Origin of the sequence: Mycobacterium ulcerans subsp. shinshuense (assembly GCF_002355775.1) — a bacterium.
GTDB classification, from domain to species: domain Bacteria; phylum Actinomycetota; class Actinomycetes; order Mycobacteriales; family Mycobacteriaceae; genus Mycobacterium; species Mycobacterium marinum.
Genome location: NZ_AP017624.1, coordinates 2,051,222 through 2,067,980 on the forward strand (window position 1 = coordinate 2,051,222; position 16,759 = coordinate 2,067,980).

Consider the following 16,759-nt stretch of genomic DNA (forward strand, 5'->3'; position numbering starts at 1 on the left):
GCGGGGACGGGGAAAGCTGTGATGGAGACGTTCAAACTGGACCCACGGGACTGGTGGATCGCTCGCATCGCCGGCCGCAACCCACTGCTTCGGCGCGCCGACCGCGTCGAAGCCTTGGTCGTGCTGATCGCGCTGGCGGCATCGCTAGTCGCAATACCGGTCGCCGCGGTGTTGGGCGCGGTCGTCTTCAACGCACGTGCTGATCAATACGCCGAGCAGGCACAGGTGCGCCACCCCGTTACAGCGGAAGTGACGGGCACGACGCGCAACCCGAACACCGAAGCCGTTGTGGTGCAAGTGCGATGGCCCGGGGCGGCCGCGCAGCACTCCGGTTCGCTGCAACGCACCAGCCCGGTCAAGGCGGGCCAGCGTATCCAAGTATGGGTGGATCGAGACGACAATCTGGTGCGGCCGCCGACACCGACTTGGCACGCCGCCGTCGACGCGGTCGGCGTGACCATGGTGATCCTGCTGAGCATGTGCGTCGTGCTGGCAGCACTGGTGGCCGCGGTCCGTACCCAGCTCGATCGAGTGCGTGACGCACAGTGGGACCGTGAGCTCGGTTGTCTGCAAGACGATGACGGCAGGACGAATCGATATTGATGAGATGGCTGGCGGGCTTCACTTCGGCTGGCACAGGCCGAAATTCAGGCGTTGTGCCCTTTGGCGTCTGTCGTGAAATAGGCTGATGAGTGTGACGATGAACAGACCCGGGACAGATTCCGGCGCCGCGTTGTTGGACATGGCCGGGCTGCGTCGCCTCGTCGAGGTGCTGATGGAGCGGCAATATCGGGTGGTCGGTCCGACCTTGCGTGACAACGCGATTGTGCTTGCCGAACTCGAGTCCGCAGACGACCTTCCGCGCGGCTGGGGTGTTGACGTGGCTCCGGGGCACTATCGGCTGCGTCGTCGCGATGACGATGCGGCCTTCGGGCACTCGGCGGGACCGCAATCCTGGAAGCAGTTCCTGCATCAGCCGCGTCAGCGGATGTGGGCCGGCACTCGAGACGGGGATGGCGCAGCCGAATTCGAGTCGGAGGCCCCGCGTTACGCATTCCTTGGCGTGCGCGGTTGTGATCTGGCGGCGATCGCGACGTTGGGCGGGGTGTTGGGTCGTTCCGACTACCCCGACAGCGCATTTGTCGGTCGCCGGCGCCAGATCTTTGTGGTAGCGGTGAACTGCACCGAGCCCGGGGGAGTGTGCTTCTGCGCGTCGATGGGCACCGGTCCCGGCGTTGGACCCGGCTACGACCTGGCGCTTACCGAGCGTGTTGGTTCCGACGGAGTCGGTTACGTCGTTGACGTCGGCAGTCCACAGGGCGCCGACGTGCTCGCCGCGCTGCCGCATCAGTCAGCCAGCAGCGGCGACGTGGCGTCGGCGCGCGCCGATGTCGAGGCCGCCGCCGACCGGATGGGACGGCAGATGCCCGAGGTCGATCTGCGTGACCTGCTGCTGCGCTCCCGGGAGTCGCCGCAGTGGGAGGAGGTGGCCAGTCGCTGCCTGACCTGTGGCAACTGCACGATGGTCTGCCCCACCTGCTTTTGCACCAGCACCGAAGACGTCAGCGATCTCACCGGCGAACACGCCGAACGCTGGCGGCATTGGGCGTCATGTTTCGAGTTCGACTTCACCTACGTCCACGGCGGCGGCAGCGTGCGCCAATCCGGCGCGTCACGCTACCGGCATTGGCTGACCCACAAGTTGGCTACCTGGCACGACCAGTTCGGCATGTCGGGCTGTGTGGGCTGTGGGCGATGCATCGCCTGGTGCCCCACCGGCATCGACATCACCGCTGAGATGAACAAGATGGCCGACGATGACTGACGCAGCGGCCGGAGTCGCAGCGCCGCCATCAGCGATGGCGCCAGTCCCGTATCGGGTGCGCAGTCGCGTTGTGGAGAGCCCGGATTCGGCGACGCTGTGCCTGGAGCCGGTCAGCGAGGCATTGCGGCGCCCGGAGCCGGGCGAATTCATGATGCTCTACGCATTCGGGGTGGGCGAGGCGGCAATCTCGATCAGTGGCGATCCCAGCGTCACAGATGGGTCGATCACCCACACGATTCGCGCGGTCGGGGCGGTCAGCCGTGCCCTGCACGATGCCGCACCGGGCAGCATCGTGGGAGTGCGGGGCCCATTCGGCACGACCTGGGGGCTTGATGAGGCGGCCGGCCGTGATCTGGTCATGGTCGCCGGCGGTGTGGGGTTGTGCCCCTTGCGCCCAGCGGTCCTGGGCGCGCTGGCGCAGCGCTCTCGCTACCGCAGGCTGACGCTGATCGTGGGCGCCCGCTCCCGGGCGGATTTCGTGTTCGCGGCCCAGCTGGAAAAGTGGGCCCAGGACCCCGATATCGAACTGCACGTCACCGTCGACGTCCCGGTTCAGGGCTGGCGCGGCGAGGTCGGTCTGGTCACCGAGCCGCTGCGCCGACTTGCCCTGGACCCCGAACACACCACCGCATTCCTGTGCGGGCCCGAACCGATGTTGCGGTTCGGGCCGAAGCTCTGCTGGCAAAAGGGGTAGCGGCCCAAGATATTCGGGTCTCATTGGAGCGCAACATGCAATGCGGTGTGGGGTGGTGCGGTCACTGCCAGCTGGGACCGCTGCTGTTGTGCCGGGACGGGCCCGTCGTCAGCTATGACGTCGCCGGACCGCTGCTACGAGTGAAAGAGCTTTAGATGGGCCCAACCACTTTGGCTGTGTGGAAATTCGCCTCCTGCGACGGTTGTCAGTTGACCCTGTTGGACTGCGAGGACGAGCTGCTCACGCTTGCCGATCAGGTGCAGATCGCCACATTCGCCGAGGCGTCCAGCACCATGGTGGGCGGGCCCTACGACGTTTCGCTGGTCGAGGGGTCGATCACCACCCATCACGACGAGCAACGTATCCAAGAGATTCGGGCCCAGTCCAAGCTGCTGATCACCATCGGTGCCTGCGCGACCGCCGGGGGAGTGCAGGCGCTGCGCAACTTCGCCGACGTCGCCGAGTTCACCTCGGTCGTCTACGCCAAGCCCGAATACATCGACACCCTGGCCACTTCCACGCCGATATCCGCGCACGTCAAAGTCGACTACCAGCTGCACGGCTGCCCCATTGACCGAGGGCAGCTGCTCGATACTCTCGAGGCGCTGCTGATCGGGCGTAAACCGCGGCTGCCGGCCAAGACGGTGTGCACGGAGTGCAAACTGCGCGGCGTGACGTGCGTGATTGTCGCCGAGGGTACCCCGTGCCTGGGCCCGGTCACCCACGCCGGCTGCGGTGCGCTGTGTCCCATGCACCATCGCGGCTGCTATGGCTGCTTCGGTCCATCGGCGGCACCGCAGACCGCGACCTTGATCCCGCTGCTGCGCCGGGACGGCATGTCCGAAGACGGTGTCGACCGGGTGTTCTCGACTTTCAACGTCACCAGTTTCGCCGCGGAGCGGAGCAAGTGATGGCACCTGACAACCGGACGCTGAGCGTCGGAACGTTGACACGTGTCGAAGGCGAAGGGGCGCTCTACGTTTCGCTCAAAGATGGCGAGCTGGACCGAGTCGAGCTCAACATCTACGAGCTGCCAAGGTTTTTCGAAGCGTTCCTGCGCGGCCGCGCGCACACCGAGCCGCCCGACCTGACCGCGCGGATCTGCGTCATCTGTCCGGTCGCCTACCAGGTCAGTGCCTGCAATGCGCTCGAAGGTGCCTGCGGTGTCGAGCTGGACGCGGACCTAATAGAGCTGCGCCGGTTGCTGTACTGCGGCGAATGGATACACAGCCACGTCCTGCACATCTGCTTGTTACACGCACCGGACTTTCTGGGCTATCCCGACGCGATCGCCTTCGCCCGAGACGAACGTGAGATCGTCGAGCGCGGGTTACGCCTGAAGAAGGCCGGTAACCAGCTGATGGAGTTCGTGGGCGGGCGGGCGATCCACCCGATCAATGTTCGGCTGGGCGGATTCTATTCCGTCCCAACTCGATCGGACTTCGCGCCGATGGCTGAGCAGTTGCGCCGCGCTCTGGTCGACGCGCTGGCCACCGTGGAGTGGGTGGCCGGGTTCGAGTTCCCCGACCTCGAGTTCGACCATGAGTTCCTGGCGCTCACTACGCCCGACCGCTACCCGATCGAGAACGGCACCATCGCGCGCAGTGCCGGACCGGTCTTTCCGGTGGCCGAATTCACCGACCACGTCGTGGAGCTGCAGGTGCCCCATTCAACCGCCCTGCATGCGACATTGGACGGCGGCTGCCATGTGACCGGTCCGCTGGCCCGCTACGCGCTGAACTCGTCGTTACTCACCCCGATAGCCGCGCAGGCCGCCGCCCGGGCCGGACTTTCCGCCCAGTGCCGAAATCCATTCCGCAGCAACATCGTTCGTGCCGTGGAAGTGGTGTACGCGATAGAAGAGGCGCTGCGGATCATCGAGAACTACCAGCGGCCGGCGCGACCGTGCGTCGAGGTGCCGGCTCGGGCCGGGGTGGGCCATGGCGTCAGCGAGGCGCCACGGGGACTGCTCTACCACCGCTACCGTATCGACGATGCCGGATTGGTGTCGGCGGCCACCATCGTTCCGCCCACCTCGCAGAATCAGGCGGCCATCGAGGCCGACCTGGCCCGGGTGGTTTCGGAGAACCTCGTTCTTGACGACGAGGTGCTCACCACCATGTGTGAACGTGCGATCCGCAACTATGATCCGTGCATCTCGTGCTCGACACACTTCCTGACACTCACCCTCGAGCGTGGATGAACGCAGCTGTCGTCGTCATCGGGCTCGGCAATCGCTACCGGCGTGACGACGGTGTCGGGGTGGCCGCCGCCACGGCGTTGCGGGAGCTGGCGTTGTCGGGCGTTCGTGTGGTGACCGACCTCGCGGATCCGATGAGTCTGCTCGAAGCGTGGTCGGGTGCCGGGCTGGCCGTGCTGATCGATGCCGCGGTCGCGACGCCAGCAACACCGGGCCGGGTGCGTCGCTGTGCTCTGGGCGACCTGGCGGCCGGATCCAGCGGGGTGAGTTCGCACCGGGCCGACGTGGCCAAGGCATACGCACTGGGACAAGCCTTGGACCGGGTGCCCGAACGGCTGGTCATCATCACCGTCGACGTCGCCGACATCGGCCACGGCGTTGGTTTGACGCCACAGGTCTTGGATGCCATTCCGGTGGTGGTCGGCCTGGCCGTCGATGAAATCGGTCGCCCGCGGCCACGCGCCGACGTGTAGCGGACGTCGATCAGGCCGGCGCGGCCGCTTCGGTGGCGGCCAGCAAGGCGATGGCGGCGACTAGCTTCTGGGTCGCCTCATCGGCGATCGAGATGAGCGCCGCCTCGCCCGTCACCGCGAGCAGCATGCCCGGATTCACCGCCTCGACCAGCACGTCGCCCGGGCGGTCCGGGTCGGCGCGAACCAAGACGTTGCAGGGCAGCAGCAGCCCGATCTCGCGGTCGGCTTCGATTGCCCGGTGCGCCAGGTCCGGGTCACAGGCGCCGAGGATCAGATAGTCCTCCATCTGCGTGCCGAGTTTGGCTTACAGCGTCGCCTTGACATCGATCTCGGTGAGCACCCCAAGCCCTTGGGCGGCCAGAGCCGCCCGGGTGCGTGCCACCGCGTCATCGAACGGGGCCGTCAACCTTGTCGATAACGCGAGGCCCATGGTGATTCCTTCCGTAGCTGACCCCGACGGTGAGGTGCCGGGCGGTGTGTCGCTCATGGTGCTAACTCAGTTGGCGCCCGAGCCGACCACCGCGTCCGTAGCGACGAGCTAGAGCTATCTGAGCATCGACGCACACCGTGTGGGCGGGTCCGAAGTCCCTTTCTCGCAGAGACATTCGTCGTGAGAGGCGGGTATGGAGCGGCTTCGCGCCGGACCGGCCGGGCCGAACGCACCGGAATTGGGAATGGCCGCCGACCCATTACTCGGGTGCAATCGCCTCGGCGACGCGTTGGGGTATCACGTTCAGCAGGGTAGGAACGACACCCGCAACTTGCATATCGGGGATCGTGATGTCGAGCGGGGCGGGACTCCCCGTGCCCGGAAGTTCGATCGTCGCGGTGATCGGTTGCGGCTGGGCCAGCACTCCGCCGAAGGGCATCCGGACCAGGACCGGCGTGTTGGCGCCGACGACGATGGGAGGCGTCAGGGGCGTCAACGGGATAGTCACCGTCTCGCTCACCGGCACCCTTAGCTCCACGACGGTTTCGCCGTTGAGGAAACCGTCCAACACGCAGGCGGGCATATCGAGCAAGGCGCCGACAGCCCCCACACCGTTTCCCGTGGCCACCGCTCCGCCGAGCACCGTCAGGCCCGTTGCAAACCCATCGAGCGTGGCGATCGGCGGGCCGATTGCGGCCAAGGCGATCGAGTTGACGACCGTGTTGGTGGCGTTGAAGTTGTTCTGCACCATTTGCGTGAGAATGGCGCCCGGCGGAAGCAGGTCGATCAGGTCCTGCTGCATCTGCGCAGGCAGTGACATCAGCGGGAGTAGCTCTCCCGCTGGGCCCTCGACGGTGATCTGCGAGAGGTTGTTGATGTTGACTCCGCTGAGGAAAAGATCCACCGCGGCTCGCGGGACGTAGTCCACCGCGTCGTTGTAGTCGCCCGCCATCACCGCTTGGTTGGCCTTGTCGACGTCGCCGAAAAAGTTGGGCAAAGTCTGCGGCAGCTCCGCGCCCGCGTTCTGCAGCGCGTCCACAACTACCTGGCCGTAGCCAACTTGCTTGCCGAGGTATCCCTGCAGCTCCGCCGGGAAATTCACGGCGTCGGCGACGGCGAGTCCGATGTTCGCCGGCAGGTTCGCCACAGTTGCGGGGAGGTCTTGCGCGGCGGCCGCGAGTCCGCCGCCTATCGTCCGGGCGTATTCGGCTTGGTTTGCGATCACCTGCTGCGCGGCCGGGAACGGATGGGCAGCCCAGTCGCTATAGATGGTCTGCAGATTGGCGCAGGTATTGGCGAACAGGGTTTGCCATGGCCCCTCGGCAACGGCAGGCGAACCGGTTGTCGGAGCGAACGGGCCAAACCCGAACAGCCCGGGCAACAGGGAGCCGCCGCCGAGAACAGATATGGCGGCACCAATCTCTGGCGGGGCGCCCGGGAGAAGTTCTCCCACCGAGATTGCACCGGTGATCGGGCCCAACTCGGTGTTGCCCGCACTCAACTCGGCGAGGAAGGCGCCGCCGGGCGCCGCGGCCGCCGGAGCCGGCGAGTTCGCCGGGTTCGCCTGGCCCAGCCGGGCGTTGGCGAACTCGGTGTCGAGGTATGCGGCCGCGCCGCCGCGCAAGCGGCTGACAAATTCATCGTGAAATGCTGCCGCCCGCGCACTGAACGTCTGAAATTGCTTGCCGTAGGTACCGAAGAACTCCGAGATAGCGATCGACACATCATCAGAGGCCGCGGCGGCGACGGTAGTTGTGGGACCGGCCCCGGCAGCCGTCGCATCCTCGATCTTCGAGCCGATACCCGCCAAATGCCCGGCTGCGTTGCTCAACGCGTCGGGTTCGGCGACTACCAGCGACACTGCCATCCCCCCCGGGTTCGACGTACGGCCCCGTGCGGCCCATCTTCACAGGCGAGCACGTCAGCCGTATCCGAAATCTGTCGTTTTCAGGGCAGATCTAACCCAGATCTAACAAACTCGCCGTGCTGGCGCTGGCGATCACGAGTCGGCGCCGACGCCAGCTGGCGGTTGGTTTATTCCTGGCCCGGTGGACCGAACTGGAACCGCCGACCTGTCACCGCGTCCGGCAGAATCCGCACATAGTGGGTTTTCTCCGTTGCCGTCCACGTCAACAGGTGAGCGCTCTCGGCCTCCGCGATCTCCTCGTCGGTGCGCATCGAACGGGCCCTGCCTTCGACGATGACGCTCCAGCCCTCGCTGGAGGTGTGATCGTCAACTTCGAACAGGACTTTGTGGTTTATCGCCGTGCTGACCAACTTGGTGCCCTCGGCCGTGCGGAACAGCACGGTGCGGCGCTGGACGACGAAGTTCACCGGGAAGATCTGCGGCCGCCCGTCGACGCTGGTAACCAGCCGTCCTAACGTGACGCTTTTCATCAGGTCCCAGCATTCGTGCACGGGCAGGATGGTGATCCCATCACCGGCTCCCGACATCAGCCAACCCCTCTCCTTTGGTAGGTCACAAGCATGATGCTATTGAAGTCGGCGGCGCGCATCGCCGGCCCAAGGTCCTACCGGGCAGGGACCAATGTCGTTCAAGCGGTTTTGGACGCGTGTGTCTCGACGTAGGTCACGACATCGTTGAGGGTGCGCAGGGTCGCGTAGTCGGATTCGGGGATGTCCACGTGCATCCGTTTGTGGATACCGAGTAGAAAGTTCAGCCAATCCATCGAGTCAAGATCGACCTGATCGCGCAGCAGCACATCGTCACAGATGTCATCGGCGTCGACCTCGGGCGCGATGGTCGTCAATACCGACAGGACCACGGCGCGGGTGTCTTGTTGTGTCGTCATGTGCCCATCACTTCTCTAGCAGGTCGGGCTGCTGAAGCAGCTCGTTGATCGCGGCCAGAAATAGGGCGCCACGGTGTCCATCGCTGGCCCGGTGGTCTGCGGCGAGGGTGCCCTCCACGGTGGTGACAACGCGAATCCCGCCGTCGATGACGCACACTTGTTGGGCCGGTTTCCCGAACCCGACAATGGCCACCTGCGGTGGGTAGATCACGCCGAAGACGGTGTCGACGCCCTGGTCGCCAAGGTTGGTGACCGTGATGGTCGGGTCCGACATCTCCGAACTGCGCAGCGAACCGGCGCGTGCCTGCGCGACGAGGTCGGTGAGGTCACCCATCAATTCGTCGAGCTTCTTGTCGGCGACGTCGTGGATGGCCGGGGCGACCAGCCCACCCCCGCGAAGTGATATCCCGACCCCGACATGCACGCCGGTGGTGGCCTGGAACCCATCGTCGCGCCAGAAGCCGTTGAACTCGCCGAAGCGTTGGGCGGCCAGTCCGACGGCCTTGAGCAGCAAGACGGCCGGCAGCACCCGCTCGGTGATTGAGCGTTGCGCATTTCGGGTGGTCAGCCAGTTCAGTGACTTCTCCATCAGGATTTCGTCGGCGAGATAGTAGTGCGGGATCTCCCGCTTCGACCGGCTGATCGCCGCGGCGATGGATTTGCGCATTTGCGCGGCACGCTCGGCGATCTTGTTCTGGGCCGTGGATTTGGCCCCGATGGATTTGGCGGACGTGCTCGCAGCCGTGGCCGCGGGCCGCTTGGCAGGTACGGCGCTGGCGGCGGCGTGCTCGACGTCGCTGATCGTGACCGCCCCTTGGGGGCCGGTGCCGCTGACCGCGTCGAGATCGACATGCAGGGATTGGGCCAGCCGGCGGGCGGCGGGGGAGACCCAGCGCCGGTGGCGCGGCGCCGCGGTGGCGCCGTGGGCGGGCGCCGGTGCCGATGCGGCTACCGTGGGGGCGGGTTTGGCGCGCTTGCGGGGTCGCTGGCGCGGCGACTTCTGCGGACTGGCTCCCGGCTCCAGCAGGGTGGCCAGTACCGTTCCGACTTCGACAGTATCGCCGACGGGGACGACCAGCTCATCGACCGTGCCCTCCTGCCAGCACTCGATCTCCACGGCGGCCTTGGTCGTCTCGACGATCGCCACGATCTGTCCGCGGCTTACCTTGTCGCCCGGCTTGACCAGCCATTCGTTCAGCGTGCCCTCGTCCATGCCGGAGCCCAGGGCGGGCATTTTGAACTCGATCATGACTGGTCACCGAACAGCGCTTGGACCGCGGCAATGATCTTGTCGGGTTGGGGCAGCGCCGCCTGCTCCAAGTGTTTGGCATAGGGGATGGGGACCTCCACACTGCACACCCGCGAAACCGGTGCATCCAGGTCATAGAAGGCGCCCTCCATGATTTGCGCGGAGATCTCGCCGGCCAAACTTCCACTGCGCCAAGCTTCGTCGATCACCACCGCTCGATGCGTCTTGCGGACGGACTCCAGGATCGTGTCGGTATCGAATGGACGCAACACCCGCAGATCGACGACCTCACACTCGATTCCGTTCAGCGACAACTCGTTTGCCGCGTCCAGCGCCTTGGCCAGGCAGCCGCCGTAGGCGATCAAGGTGACGTCGGTACCGCTGCGGCGCACCGCCGCCTTACAGATGTCGGTCGGCTTGAGCACATCGATATCGGCGGAGGTGTTGTACAGCTGTACGTGCTCGAAGATGATCACCGGATCCGGGTCAGCCAGCGCGGGGGCGAGCATTCCGTAGGCATCCTCGACCGTGGCGGGGGCGAGGACCTTGATCCCCGGGACGTGGGCATACCAGGGCTCCAGGCTGTGTGAGTGCTGCGCCGCCAGCTGACGTCCGGCGCCGGTCGCCATTCGCACCACGATCGGTACCGAGAACTGCCCGCCGGACATGTGTCGCAGGGCGGCCGCGGTGTTGACGATCTGGTCGAGGGCCAACAGGCTGAAATTGACTGTCATCACTTCCACGATGGGACGTAACCCGTTGAGTGCCGCGCCGATTCCGATGCCGACGAAGCCCAGCTCGGACAGCGGTGTGTCGCGCACCCGCTCGGGTCCGAACTCCTCGAGCAAGCCCTTGGATGCGGCGTAGGTGCCCCCGTAGCGGCCGACGTCCTCGCCCATCAGCACCACCCGCGGGTCGTTGCTCAACGCGTCGTGCAAGCCATCGTGGACAGCGGTTCGGTAGGTGGTCTTCATCGCGCCGGCTCCCAGGTCGATTCCGCGGTCGCATCGCAGCTATCGGGCGGAGTCAGCACGTCGCGTTCGAGATCCGATGCGTCCTCCCATGTTCCGGCATCGGCGAAGGCAACCGCCGCAGCGATCTCGTCGGCCGCCGACCCTTCGATGTCGCGCACGTCGTCATCGGTCAGCGTGCCGCTGTTCAGACACTGTTCGGTGAACAGCCGGATCGGGTCGCGCTCGCGCCATCGCTGCACTTCCGCCTTGTCCCGGTACAGCTCGGGGTCGAACATCGAATGGGCCCGGAATCGGTAGGTACGGAACTCGATGAAGAACGGTCCGCCGGTGCTGCGGATGTGGTCGACACCCTGCTGGGTAGCGCTCATGCAGGCCGCTACGTCCATCCCGTCGACCGCCAGCGTCGCAACGTTGTACGACGCCGCCTTGACCGTGAGGTCGGTCTGCGACTGGGCTCGATGCAATGCGGTGCCCATGGCGTACAGGTTGTTCTCGCATAGGAACAGCACCGGCAACTTCCACAGTGCCGCCATGTTCAGTGACTCGTGAAACGCGCCTTCGGCGACGGCTCCATCACCGAAGTAGCATGCCGTGACCCGATTTCGCTTCAGCATGGAGTCGGCGAGCGAGATGCCGACCGCCAGTGGCAGGCCTCCGGCGACAATGGCGTTGCCGCCGTAGAATCGCCGGGCCTGGTCGAACAGATGCATCGACCCGCCGCGACCTCGCGAGCAGCCCTCCTGCTTGCCGAACATCTCGGCCATGATCGAGGTCATCGGAATACCGCGCGGCAGCGCGTGCGCGTGCTCGCGATATGTCGCCACCACCGCGTCGTCCTCGGCAAGCACTCGCAGAGATCCGGCGGCTACCGCCTCTTCTCCGACGTAGAGATGCAGAAATCCGCGGATCTTGGCTGCGCTGTAGAGTTCCGCGCACTTCTCTTCCATCCGGCGCACCCGCACCATGTCCGACAGCAGCTCGCGCGCCAGCTTCGCATCCATCACAGTGGCACTCCTTGGGGCTTGGGTTCGGGAAATCCCACGACGGTGGATGTGTCCCCCTCGGGGAGACCGAGTTCGCGGGCTTTGAGCAGCCGCCGCATGATCTTGCCGCTGCTGGTGTGGGGCAGTGCGTCGGCGAACTCTATTTCTTTGGGCGCCACGGCCGCTCCGAGGTGTTTGCGGGCGTGCCCCAGCAGCTCCAGCCGCAGGTCGTCATCGGCGGTAAAGCCGTCCTTGAGTACCACAAATGCTTTGATGATTGCGCCGACGGTCGGATCGGGCTTGCCGATGACCGCCGCCTCGGCCACCGCCGGATGATCGGTCAGCGCGCTCTCCACCTCGAACGGGCCGATGAGGTGGCCGGCGGATTTGATCACGTCATCCTTGCGGCCGACGAACCAGAAGTAGCCATCGGCGTCCTTCTTGGCCAGATCTCCGGTGAGGTACAGCCCGTCGCTGAAGCACTTTCGATATCGGTCCTCGGCGTGTAGATAGCCGCGGAACATCGAGGGCCAGCCCGGCTCGAGGGCTAGCTCACCTTCTTCGTCGGGATCATCGATCACCGAGGTGGTGCCATCGTCGTTGTGGCGCAGGATATATGCGTCCACCCCGGGCAGCGGCCTGCCCATCGAGCCAGGTTTGATGTCGAAGGCCGGCGTGTTGGCGATCATGATGCCGCCAGTCTCGGTCTGCCACCAGTTGTCGTGAATCGGCAGGCCCAGCACCCGCTTTCCCCACCACACCGCTTCGGGATCCAGGGGTTCGCCCACGCTTGCGATGAAACGCAAGTGGGGGAAGCAATACTGTGCTGCCAATTCGGCGCCCGCTTTGATCAGCATCCGGATCCCGGTCGGGGCGGTGTACCAAACCGACACATTCTGGTCTTGCAGGATCCGGTACCAGCGCTCGGCGTCGAACTCGGCCTGGTCGACGATGGACGTCACGCCGTGCAATAGCGGACTGATGATGCCGTAGGACGTTCCGGTGACCCAGCCGGGATCTGCTGTGCACCCATAGATGTCGTCGGGGTGTAGGTCGAGTGCATACAGGCCGGTGATGTAGTGCATAGTGACCGCGCCGTGCACATGTATGGCGCCCTTCGGTGTTCCGGTGGTGCCACTGGTGAAGTGCAGCAGGGCCGGGTCGTCGGCGGTGGTGGGTTCCGCCGGCGCGTTGTCGTCCGCGGCTGCCATCAGCTCCCAGAGGCTGAGCGTGCCGGGCAGCTGATCGCCCGAGCTCTGAGCGTCCACCACCAAAATGTGGCGCACCGACGTGAGTCGTTCGCGGATCTTGGCGATCTTGCGCCGGTAGATCGCCGCCGTGGTCACCAGCACATCGGCTTGCCCGATCTCCACTCTGGTGACGATCGGCTCCGGGCCGAATGCCGAGAACAGGGGCGAAACCACGCTGCCGTTGCGCAGCGCGCCCAGCATCGTTATGTACAGCTCGGGGATGCGGCCCATGATGGTGAACACGCGGTCACCCTTGTTGACGCCGAGCCCGCGTAGCACCGCGGTGAATTTCCGGACCAGCCGGCCCAATTCCGCATAGCTGACGTCCTGAGTGGGGGGCTGGTCCTCCCGGCTTTGGTCGGTGACAAACCGCAGGGCGGTACGGGTCGCGATCGGACCAGCGCAGTGCCGATCCACCGCCGCGAAGGCGATGTTGCACTTGTCGTCTCCCATGCCTTCGCACAATGCCGGCACATCGGTTCACCGGAATTGTGCCCGCGCCCGCTGGTAGTCGGAGAGGTTGGGGGCGACACGAGAGTCGTGGGCAGTCTTGTGAATAACGTCCATGGGTGGTCCTAGCGGCGGGGGCCAGCCAGGGCTCCGGCGTTGTTGATTAGCAGGCTTGTGAGCTGGGTTGATGATCTTTGGTGCCGCGCTATTGGGGCCGGAGTGTAGGCACGGGCTATCTGGAGAACGATCGAGTTGGTTACTGTTCGTCGTTGGTCTGGAGTTGCCCGTGCCTACCGTTTCAGTATTGCCTGTGTCGTCGGTTCCAGAGGTGTTCGACCGCTGGAGTCCTGGTGAGCGCAGCGAGCTCATCGGATCGGAGTTTCTCGATGTGTTGGCCTCGGTGCCAGACCCGAGGGACCCACGCGGTCGGAGGTATTCGCTGATGGCTTTGTTGGCGATCGCGGTTCTGGCCACTGCCGCGGGGATGCGCGGCTATGCTGGTTTTGCCACATGGGCGGCCACCGCTCCCGATGATGTGTTGGCCCAATTAGGGGTCCGGTTCCGGCGGCCCAGTGAGAAGACCTTCCGCGTTGTTTTGTCTCGGCTAGACCCCGCCGACCTCAACGCCAGGATGGGCAGTTACTTCACTGCACACGTGGCCAGCAGCGACCCCAGTGGATTGGTGCCGATCGCGTTGGACGGCAAGATGCTGCGTGGTGCTTTACGCGCCAAAGCGACAGCCACGCATCTCGTGTCGGTGTTCGCCCACCGTGCCCGATTGGTGCTCGGTCAACTCGCTGTCGCCGAGAAAAGCAATGAAATTCCCTGCGTACGTGCCCTGCTCACGCTGCTGCCGGGTAGCTTGCGGTGGCTGGTCACCGTGGATGCGATGCATACCCAGGTCGTCACCGCGAAGTTGATCTGCGCCACCTTGAAGTCGCACTACCTGATGATCGTCAAGTCCAACCAAGCCAAAATACTTGCGCGTATCACCGCGCTGCCCTGGGCCGAGGTGCCCGCAGCCGCTACCGACGACTCCCGCGGCCACGGCCGTGTCGAGACCCGCACCCTGCAAATCATCACCGCTGCACGAGGAATCGGCTTCCCCTACGCAAAACAAATCATCCGGATCACTCGTGAACGCTTGATCACCGCCACCGACCAGCGCAGCGTGAAGGTGGTCTATGCCATCTGCAGCCTGCCGTTCGAGCACGCCCGCCCTACCGCGATCATGACCTGGATGCGTCAACACTGGGGAATCGAGAACAGCCTGCACTGGATACGCGACGTCACCTTCGACGAAGACCGTCAAAGGGCACATACCGGAAACGGCGCACAGGTCCTAGCAACGCTACGCAACACCGCGATCAATCTGCACCGCCTCAACGGCGCCGACAACATCGCCGAAGCCTGCCGGATCACCGCTTTGACCGCCAACCGCCGCCTAGACCTCCTCAATCCACAATTCCCCAGCTCACAAGCCTGCTAATCAACAACGCCGGAGCCCTGGGGGGCCAGCGACTTTTCGTGCCGGATGCTCAGGGCGGCAGGTTTTTGCCATGGCCGTTTCCTTTGGTTGCTGACGCGCCTCCATCGTTTTCCCGGGATGGTGTGCGGCAATAGAGAAGAAAGTCATCTATGTCAGCGGTCGCCCGTCCCGCCACGCAAGTGGCAACCTGGTGAACGCGAGTTGGTGCTCCTGGGGGCCCGGCGAGTCTCCCGGGGCCCTATGTCGTCGCGGCGGGGGCCAAAGGCCCTTGCGTCGGATTTTCTGATGCCCGATGGTCGAAGATGGGAGGCAGGTGAGTGCGATGACCGAGACGATGGTTGACACCGAGGTGATTGCCAGGGCTGTCGAGCTGGCAAGCCGCGCTCCATCGCTGCACAACAGTCAGCCCTGACGTTGGGTGGCTGCCAGCGGCGCCGTCTACTTGTTTCTCGACCCGCATCGGATGGTGACGTCGGCCGATGATTCGGGCCGCGAAGCGGTGATCAGCTGCGGCGCGCTGCTCGATCACTTCCAGGTCGCGATGGCCGCCGCCGGCTGGGACAGCAACGTCGACCTGTTTCCCAACCCCAACAATCCTGACCATCTGGCTTCGATCGACTTCGCGGCGATCGACGACATTGCCCAGGCCCGGCGTGAGCGGGCCGAGGCGATATCGCGGCGCCGGACTGACCTCCGTCCATTCCGGGCGCCAGGCGACTGGGAGTCGTTCGAGCCCGTACTGCGCAGTTCGGTGGACACCGAAACGGTCACGCTGGCGGTGTTGGCCGAAGACGCGCGGCCCCGGCTGGCGGAGGCGTCTCGGCTCACCGAGGCGCTGCGCCGCTACGGCGACGCCTACCATCATGAATTGGCCTGGTGGACGGCACCTTCCAGGGAGTCTGAGGGGATACCCCAGAGCGCCCTGGCGTCTGGAACAGCGGCCCGGGAAGTAGCGGTGAACCGTTCGTTCCCGGTCGACTGGCGTAGCGAGAGCAGTTCTGCGGGCCGGCATGACCACGCCACGATCGTTGTGTTGTCGACGCCGGGCGACAGCCGCGCGGATGCGCTCAACTGCGGCGCGGCACTATCAGCGGTCCTGTTGGAGTGCACCCTGGCGGGGCTGGCCACTTGCCCGGTCACCCACCTCACGGAGATGGACGCCGGCCGTGCCACCGTTCGCGAACTCACCGGTGGTCAAGCCGAGCCACAGGTATTGGTTCGGGTCGGCAATGCGCCAACGGGTGCCGCCCCGGAGTTGACGCCGCGGCGGCCGCTGCGCGATGTATTGGAGATCCGCCGCTAGCGCCAGGTTGTGGCTCGGGCAGGTGGCGCTATTTGGCCGCTGCAATTTGCCGGTGGGCTCTTTCGCGGGTACCGGTCGGCGGCTACCGTGGAATTACCAGATTTGCTTCTCGCATAGGTGACTTACGGCCCTATGCGGTGCGTGAAGGGCACCGAATCATGGGGTCACCCTGGTGACTCAACCAGTGCCGTGCGTACATAGGTAAGGAAATGGAAGTGGTTTCTGCGCTGGGCGGTCCGCCGTTATTGACAGACTCTGATGTCGATGTCATAGCCTGCCGATTCGTGAGGTCGCCCTATGCCGACAACACGATGTATCGCGAATGGCCGTTGGATCGGCGCATTGAGGGCTTTTTGCGGCGTGAGGGGCTGGTCCGCCTCGCAGAGGACGGCGATGCGTACGATCTCATTCTCGGCCGTGTCATGGCCTACATCAGTGCGGTGCCGCACCCAGCTGTGGAACTGCGAACATCGGAGCGCTAGCCGGTGATCACCGGGGGCTGCTCGGGTCGGGCGGTGTCCGCCGGCAGACACCGGCTCTTAGCACATTCGCCGACATCCCAGACCAATTTCAGCCAACTGCCAGGCAACTTGAATAGGGTTCCTGCTGTGCATCGGTTCATACGT

At 65.1% G+C, this 16,759-nt stretch carries 13 protein-coding genes and 4 pseudogenes; 9 read left to right on the forward strand and 8 right to left on the reverse strand.

The genetic code is table 11. The features are described from left to right. Positions 1 to 21: 21 nt before the first annotated feature. The 6 genes and pseudogenes from SHTP_RS09295 to SHTP_RS09320 all read left to right on the forward strand — a co-directional run bounded on the left by SHTP_RS09295 (position 22) and on the right by SHTP_RS09320 (position 5,192). Positions 22 to 603 carry an Rv1733c family protein gene (locus SHTP_RS09295; RefSeq protein ID WP_020786902.1) on the forward strand — a complete coding sequence of 194 codons (582 nt, stop codon included), beginning with the start codon at positions 22 to 24 and terminating at the stop codon, positions 601 to 603. An 85-nt stretch (positions 604 to 688) separates the two neighbouring features. Next, positions 689 to 1,825, forward strand: coding sequence for a 4Fe-4S dicluster domain-containing protein (locus tag SHTP_RS09300; RefSeq protein WP_096370410.1), 1,137 nt, complete (start codon positions 689 to 691; stop codon positions 1,823 to 1,825). Next, positions 1,818 to 2,674, forward strand: a pseudogene (locus SHTP_RS09305) (FAD/NAD(P)-binding protein). Before SHTP_RS09300 ends, SHTP_RS09305 begins: the two are co-directional and overlap by 8 nt. Then, the gene (locus tag SHTP_RS09310; RefSeq protein WP_096370411.1) at positions 2,675 to 3,430 is read left to right on the forward strand and encodes an NADH-quinone oxidoreductase subunit B family protein; all 756 of its coding nucleotides are present in this window, start codon (positions 2,675 to 2,677) and stop codon (positions 3,428 to 3,430) included. Continuing rightward, a complete protein-coding gene (locus tag SHTP_RS09315; RefSeq protein ID WP_096370412.1) occupies positions 3,430 to 4,722 on the forward strand; it encodes a Ni/Fe hydrogenase subunit alpha in 1,293 nt (430 codons plus the stop codon). The genes SHTP_RS09310 and SHTP_RS09315 overlap by 1 nt, the downstream gene beginning before the upstream one ends. Beyond that, a complete protein-coding gene (locus SHTP_RS09320) occupies positions 4,719 to 5,192 on the forward strand; it encodes a hydrogenase maturation protease (protein WP_012395128.1) in 474 nt (157 codons plus the stop codon). The genes SHTP_RS09315 and SHTP_RS09320 overlap by 4 nt, the downstream gene beginning before the upstream one ends. A gap of 10 nt (positions 5,193 to 5,202) precedes the next feature. Here the strand turns inward: SHTP_RS09320 and SHTP_RS09325 are convergent. The 8 genes and pseudogenes from SHTP_RS09325 to acsA form a co-directional block, all read right to left on the reverse strand. Beyond that, a pseudogene (locus tag SHTP_RS09325) lies at positions 5,203 to 5,622 on the reverse strand (DUF302 domain-containing protein). 259 nt (positions 5,623 to 5,881) lie between these two features. After that, positions 5,882 to 7,489 carry a PE family protein gene (locus tag SHTP_RS09330; protein WP_231991335.1) on the reverse strand — a complete coding sequence of 536 codons (1,608 nt, stop codon included), beginning with the start codon at positions 7,487 to 7,489 and terminating at the stop codon, positions 5,882 to 5,884. A gap of 167 nt (positions 7,490 to 7,656) precedes the next feature. Continuing rightward, positions 7,657 to 8,076 carry a pyridoxamine 5'-phosphate oxidase family protein gene (locus SHTP_RS09335; RefSeq protein WP_012395125.1) on the reverse strand — a complete coding sequence of 140 codons (420 nt, stop codon included), beginning with the start codon at positions 8,074 to 8,076 and terminating at the stop codon, positions 7,657 to 7,659. Positions 8,077 to 8,177: 101 nt separating this feature from the next. Next, entirely contained in the window at positions 8,178 to 8,435 is a 258-nt protein-coding gene (locus SHTP_RS09340) for an acyl carrier protein (protein WP_012395124.1), read from the reverse strand. A gap of 7 nt (positions 8,436 to 8,442) precedes the next feature. Then, positions 8,443 to 9,684 (reverse strand): dihydrolipoamide acetyltransferase family protein, encoded by a 1,242-nt coding sequence (locus SHTP_RS09345; protein WP_096370413.1) that lies wholly within the window; start codon positions 9,682 to 9,684, stop codon positions 8,443 to 8,445. Then, positions 9,681 to 10,658 carry an alpha-ketoacid dehydrogenase subunit beta gene (locus SHTP_RS09350; protein ID WP_096370414.1) on the reverse strand — a complete coding sequence of 326 codons (978 nt, stop codon included), beginning with the start codon at positions 10,656 to 10,658 and terminating at the stop codon, positions 9,681 to 9,683. Before SHTP_RS09350 ends, SHTP_RS09345 begins: the two co-directional genes overlap by 4 nt. Beyond that, a complete protein-coding gene (pdhA, locus tag SHTP_RS09355; RefSeq protein ID WP_096370415.1) occupies positions 10,655 to 11,659 on the reverse strand; it encodes a pyruvate dehydrogenase (acetyl-transferring) E1 component subunit alpha in 1,005 nt (334 codons plus the stop codon). Before pdhA ends, SHTP_RS09350 begins: the two co-directional genes overlap by 4 nt. Next, a pseudogene (acsA, locus tag SHTP_RS09360) lies at positions 11,659 to 13,458 on the reverse strand (acetate--CoA ligase). Before acsA ends, pdhA begins: the two are co-directional and overlap by 1 nt. A 169-nt stretch (positions 13,459 to 13,627) precedes the next feature. On the opposite strand from acsA, the gene SHTP_RS09365 reads away from it, so the two are divergent. The 3 genes and pseudogenes from SHTP_RS09365 to SHTP_RS09375 all read left to right on the forward strand — a co-directional run bounded on the left by SHTP_RS09365 (position 13,628) and on the right by SHTP_RS09375 (position 16,615). After that, the gene (locus SHTP_RS09365) at positions 13,628 to 14,830 is read left to right on the forward strand and encodes an ISAs1-like element IS2404/ISMul1 family transposase (protein ID WP_420872977.1); all 1,203 of its coding nucleotides are present in this window, start codon (positions 13,628 to 13,630) and stop codon (positions 14,828 to 14,830) included. Between the two features lie 322 nt (positions 14,831 to 15,152). Continuing rightward, positions 15,153 to 16,133: pseudogene (locus SHTP_RS09370) on the forward strand (Acg family FMN-binding oxidoreductase). Positions 16,134 to 16,342: 209 nt separating this feature from the next. Further along, positions 16,343 to 16,615: a hypothetical protein gene (locus SHTP_RS09375; protein WP_096370418.1), complete on the forward strand. Its 273-nt coding sequence runs from the start codon at positions 16,343 to 16,345 to the stop codon at positions 16,613 to 16,615. Positions 16,616 to 16,759 lie beyond the last annotated feature (144 nt).

Bases quoted from the DNA above. Each gene is read 5' to 3' on its own strand.
- SHTP_RS09300 (WP_096370410.1), top strand. From the start codon at position 689: ATGAGTGTGACGATGAACAGACCCGGGACAGATTCCGGCGCCGCGTTG.
- SHTP_RS09345 (WP_096370413.1), bottom strand. From the start codon at position 9,684: ATGATCGAGTTCAAAATGCCCGCCCTGGGCTCCGGCATGGACGAGGGC.
- SHTP_RS09330 (WP_231991335.1), bottom strand. From the start codon at position 7,489: ATGGCAGTGTCGCTGGTAGTCGCCGAACCCGACGCGTTGAGCAACGCA.
- SHTP_RS09375 (WP_096370418.1), top strand. From the start codon at position 16,343: ATGGAAGTGGTTTCTGCGCTGGGCGGTCCGCCGTTATTGACAGACTCT.
- pdhA (WP_096370415.1), bottom strand. From the start codon at position 11,659: ATGGATGCGAAGCTGGCGCGCGAGCTGCTGTCGGACATGGTGCGGGTG.
- SHTP_RS09335 (WP_012395125.1), bottom strand. From the start codon at position 8,076: ATGTCGGGAGCCGGTGATGGGATCACCATCCTGCCCGTGCACGAATGC.
- SHTP_RS09350 (WP_096370414.1), bottom strand. From the start codon at position 10,658: ATGAAGACCACCTACCGAACCGCTGTCCACGATGGCTTGCACGACGCG.
- SHTP_RS09310 (WP_096370411.1), top strand. From the start codon at position 2,675: ATGGGCCCAACCACTTTGGCTGTGTGGAAATTCGCCTCCTGCGACGGT.
- SHTP_RS09320 (WP_012395128.1), top strand. From the start codon at position 4,719: ATGAACGCAGCTGTCGTCGTCATCGGGCTCGGCAATCGCTACCGGCGT.
- SHTP_RS09315 (WP_096370412.1), top strand. From the start codon at position 3,430: ATGGCACCTGACAACCGGACGCTGAGCGTCGGAACGTTGACACGTGTC.
- SHTP_RS09340 (WP_012395124.1), bottom strand. From the start codon at position 8,435: ATGACGACACAACAAGACACCCGCGCCGTGGTCCTGTCGGTATTGACG.
- SHTP_RS09295 (WP_020786902.1), top strand. From the start codon at position 22: ATGGAGACGTTCAAACTGGACCCACGGGACTGGTGGATCGCTCGCATC.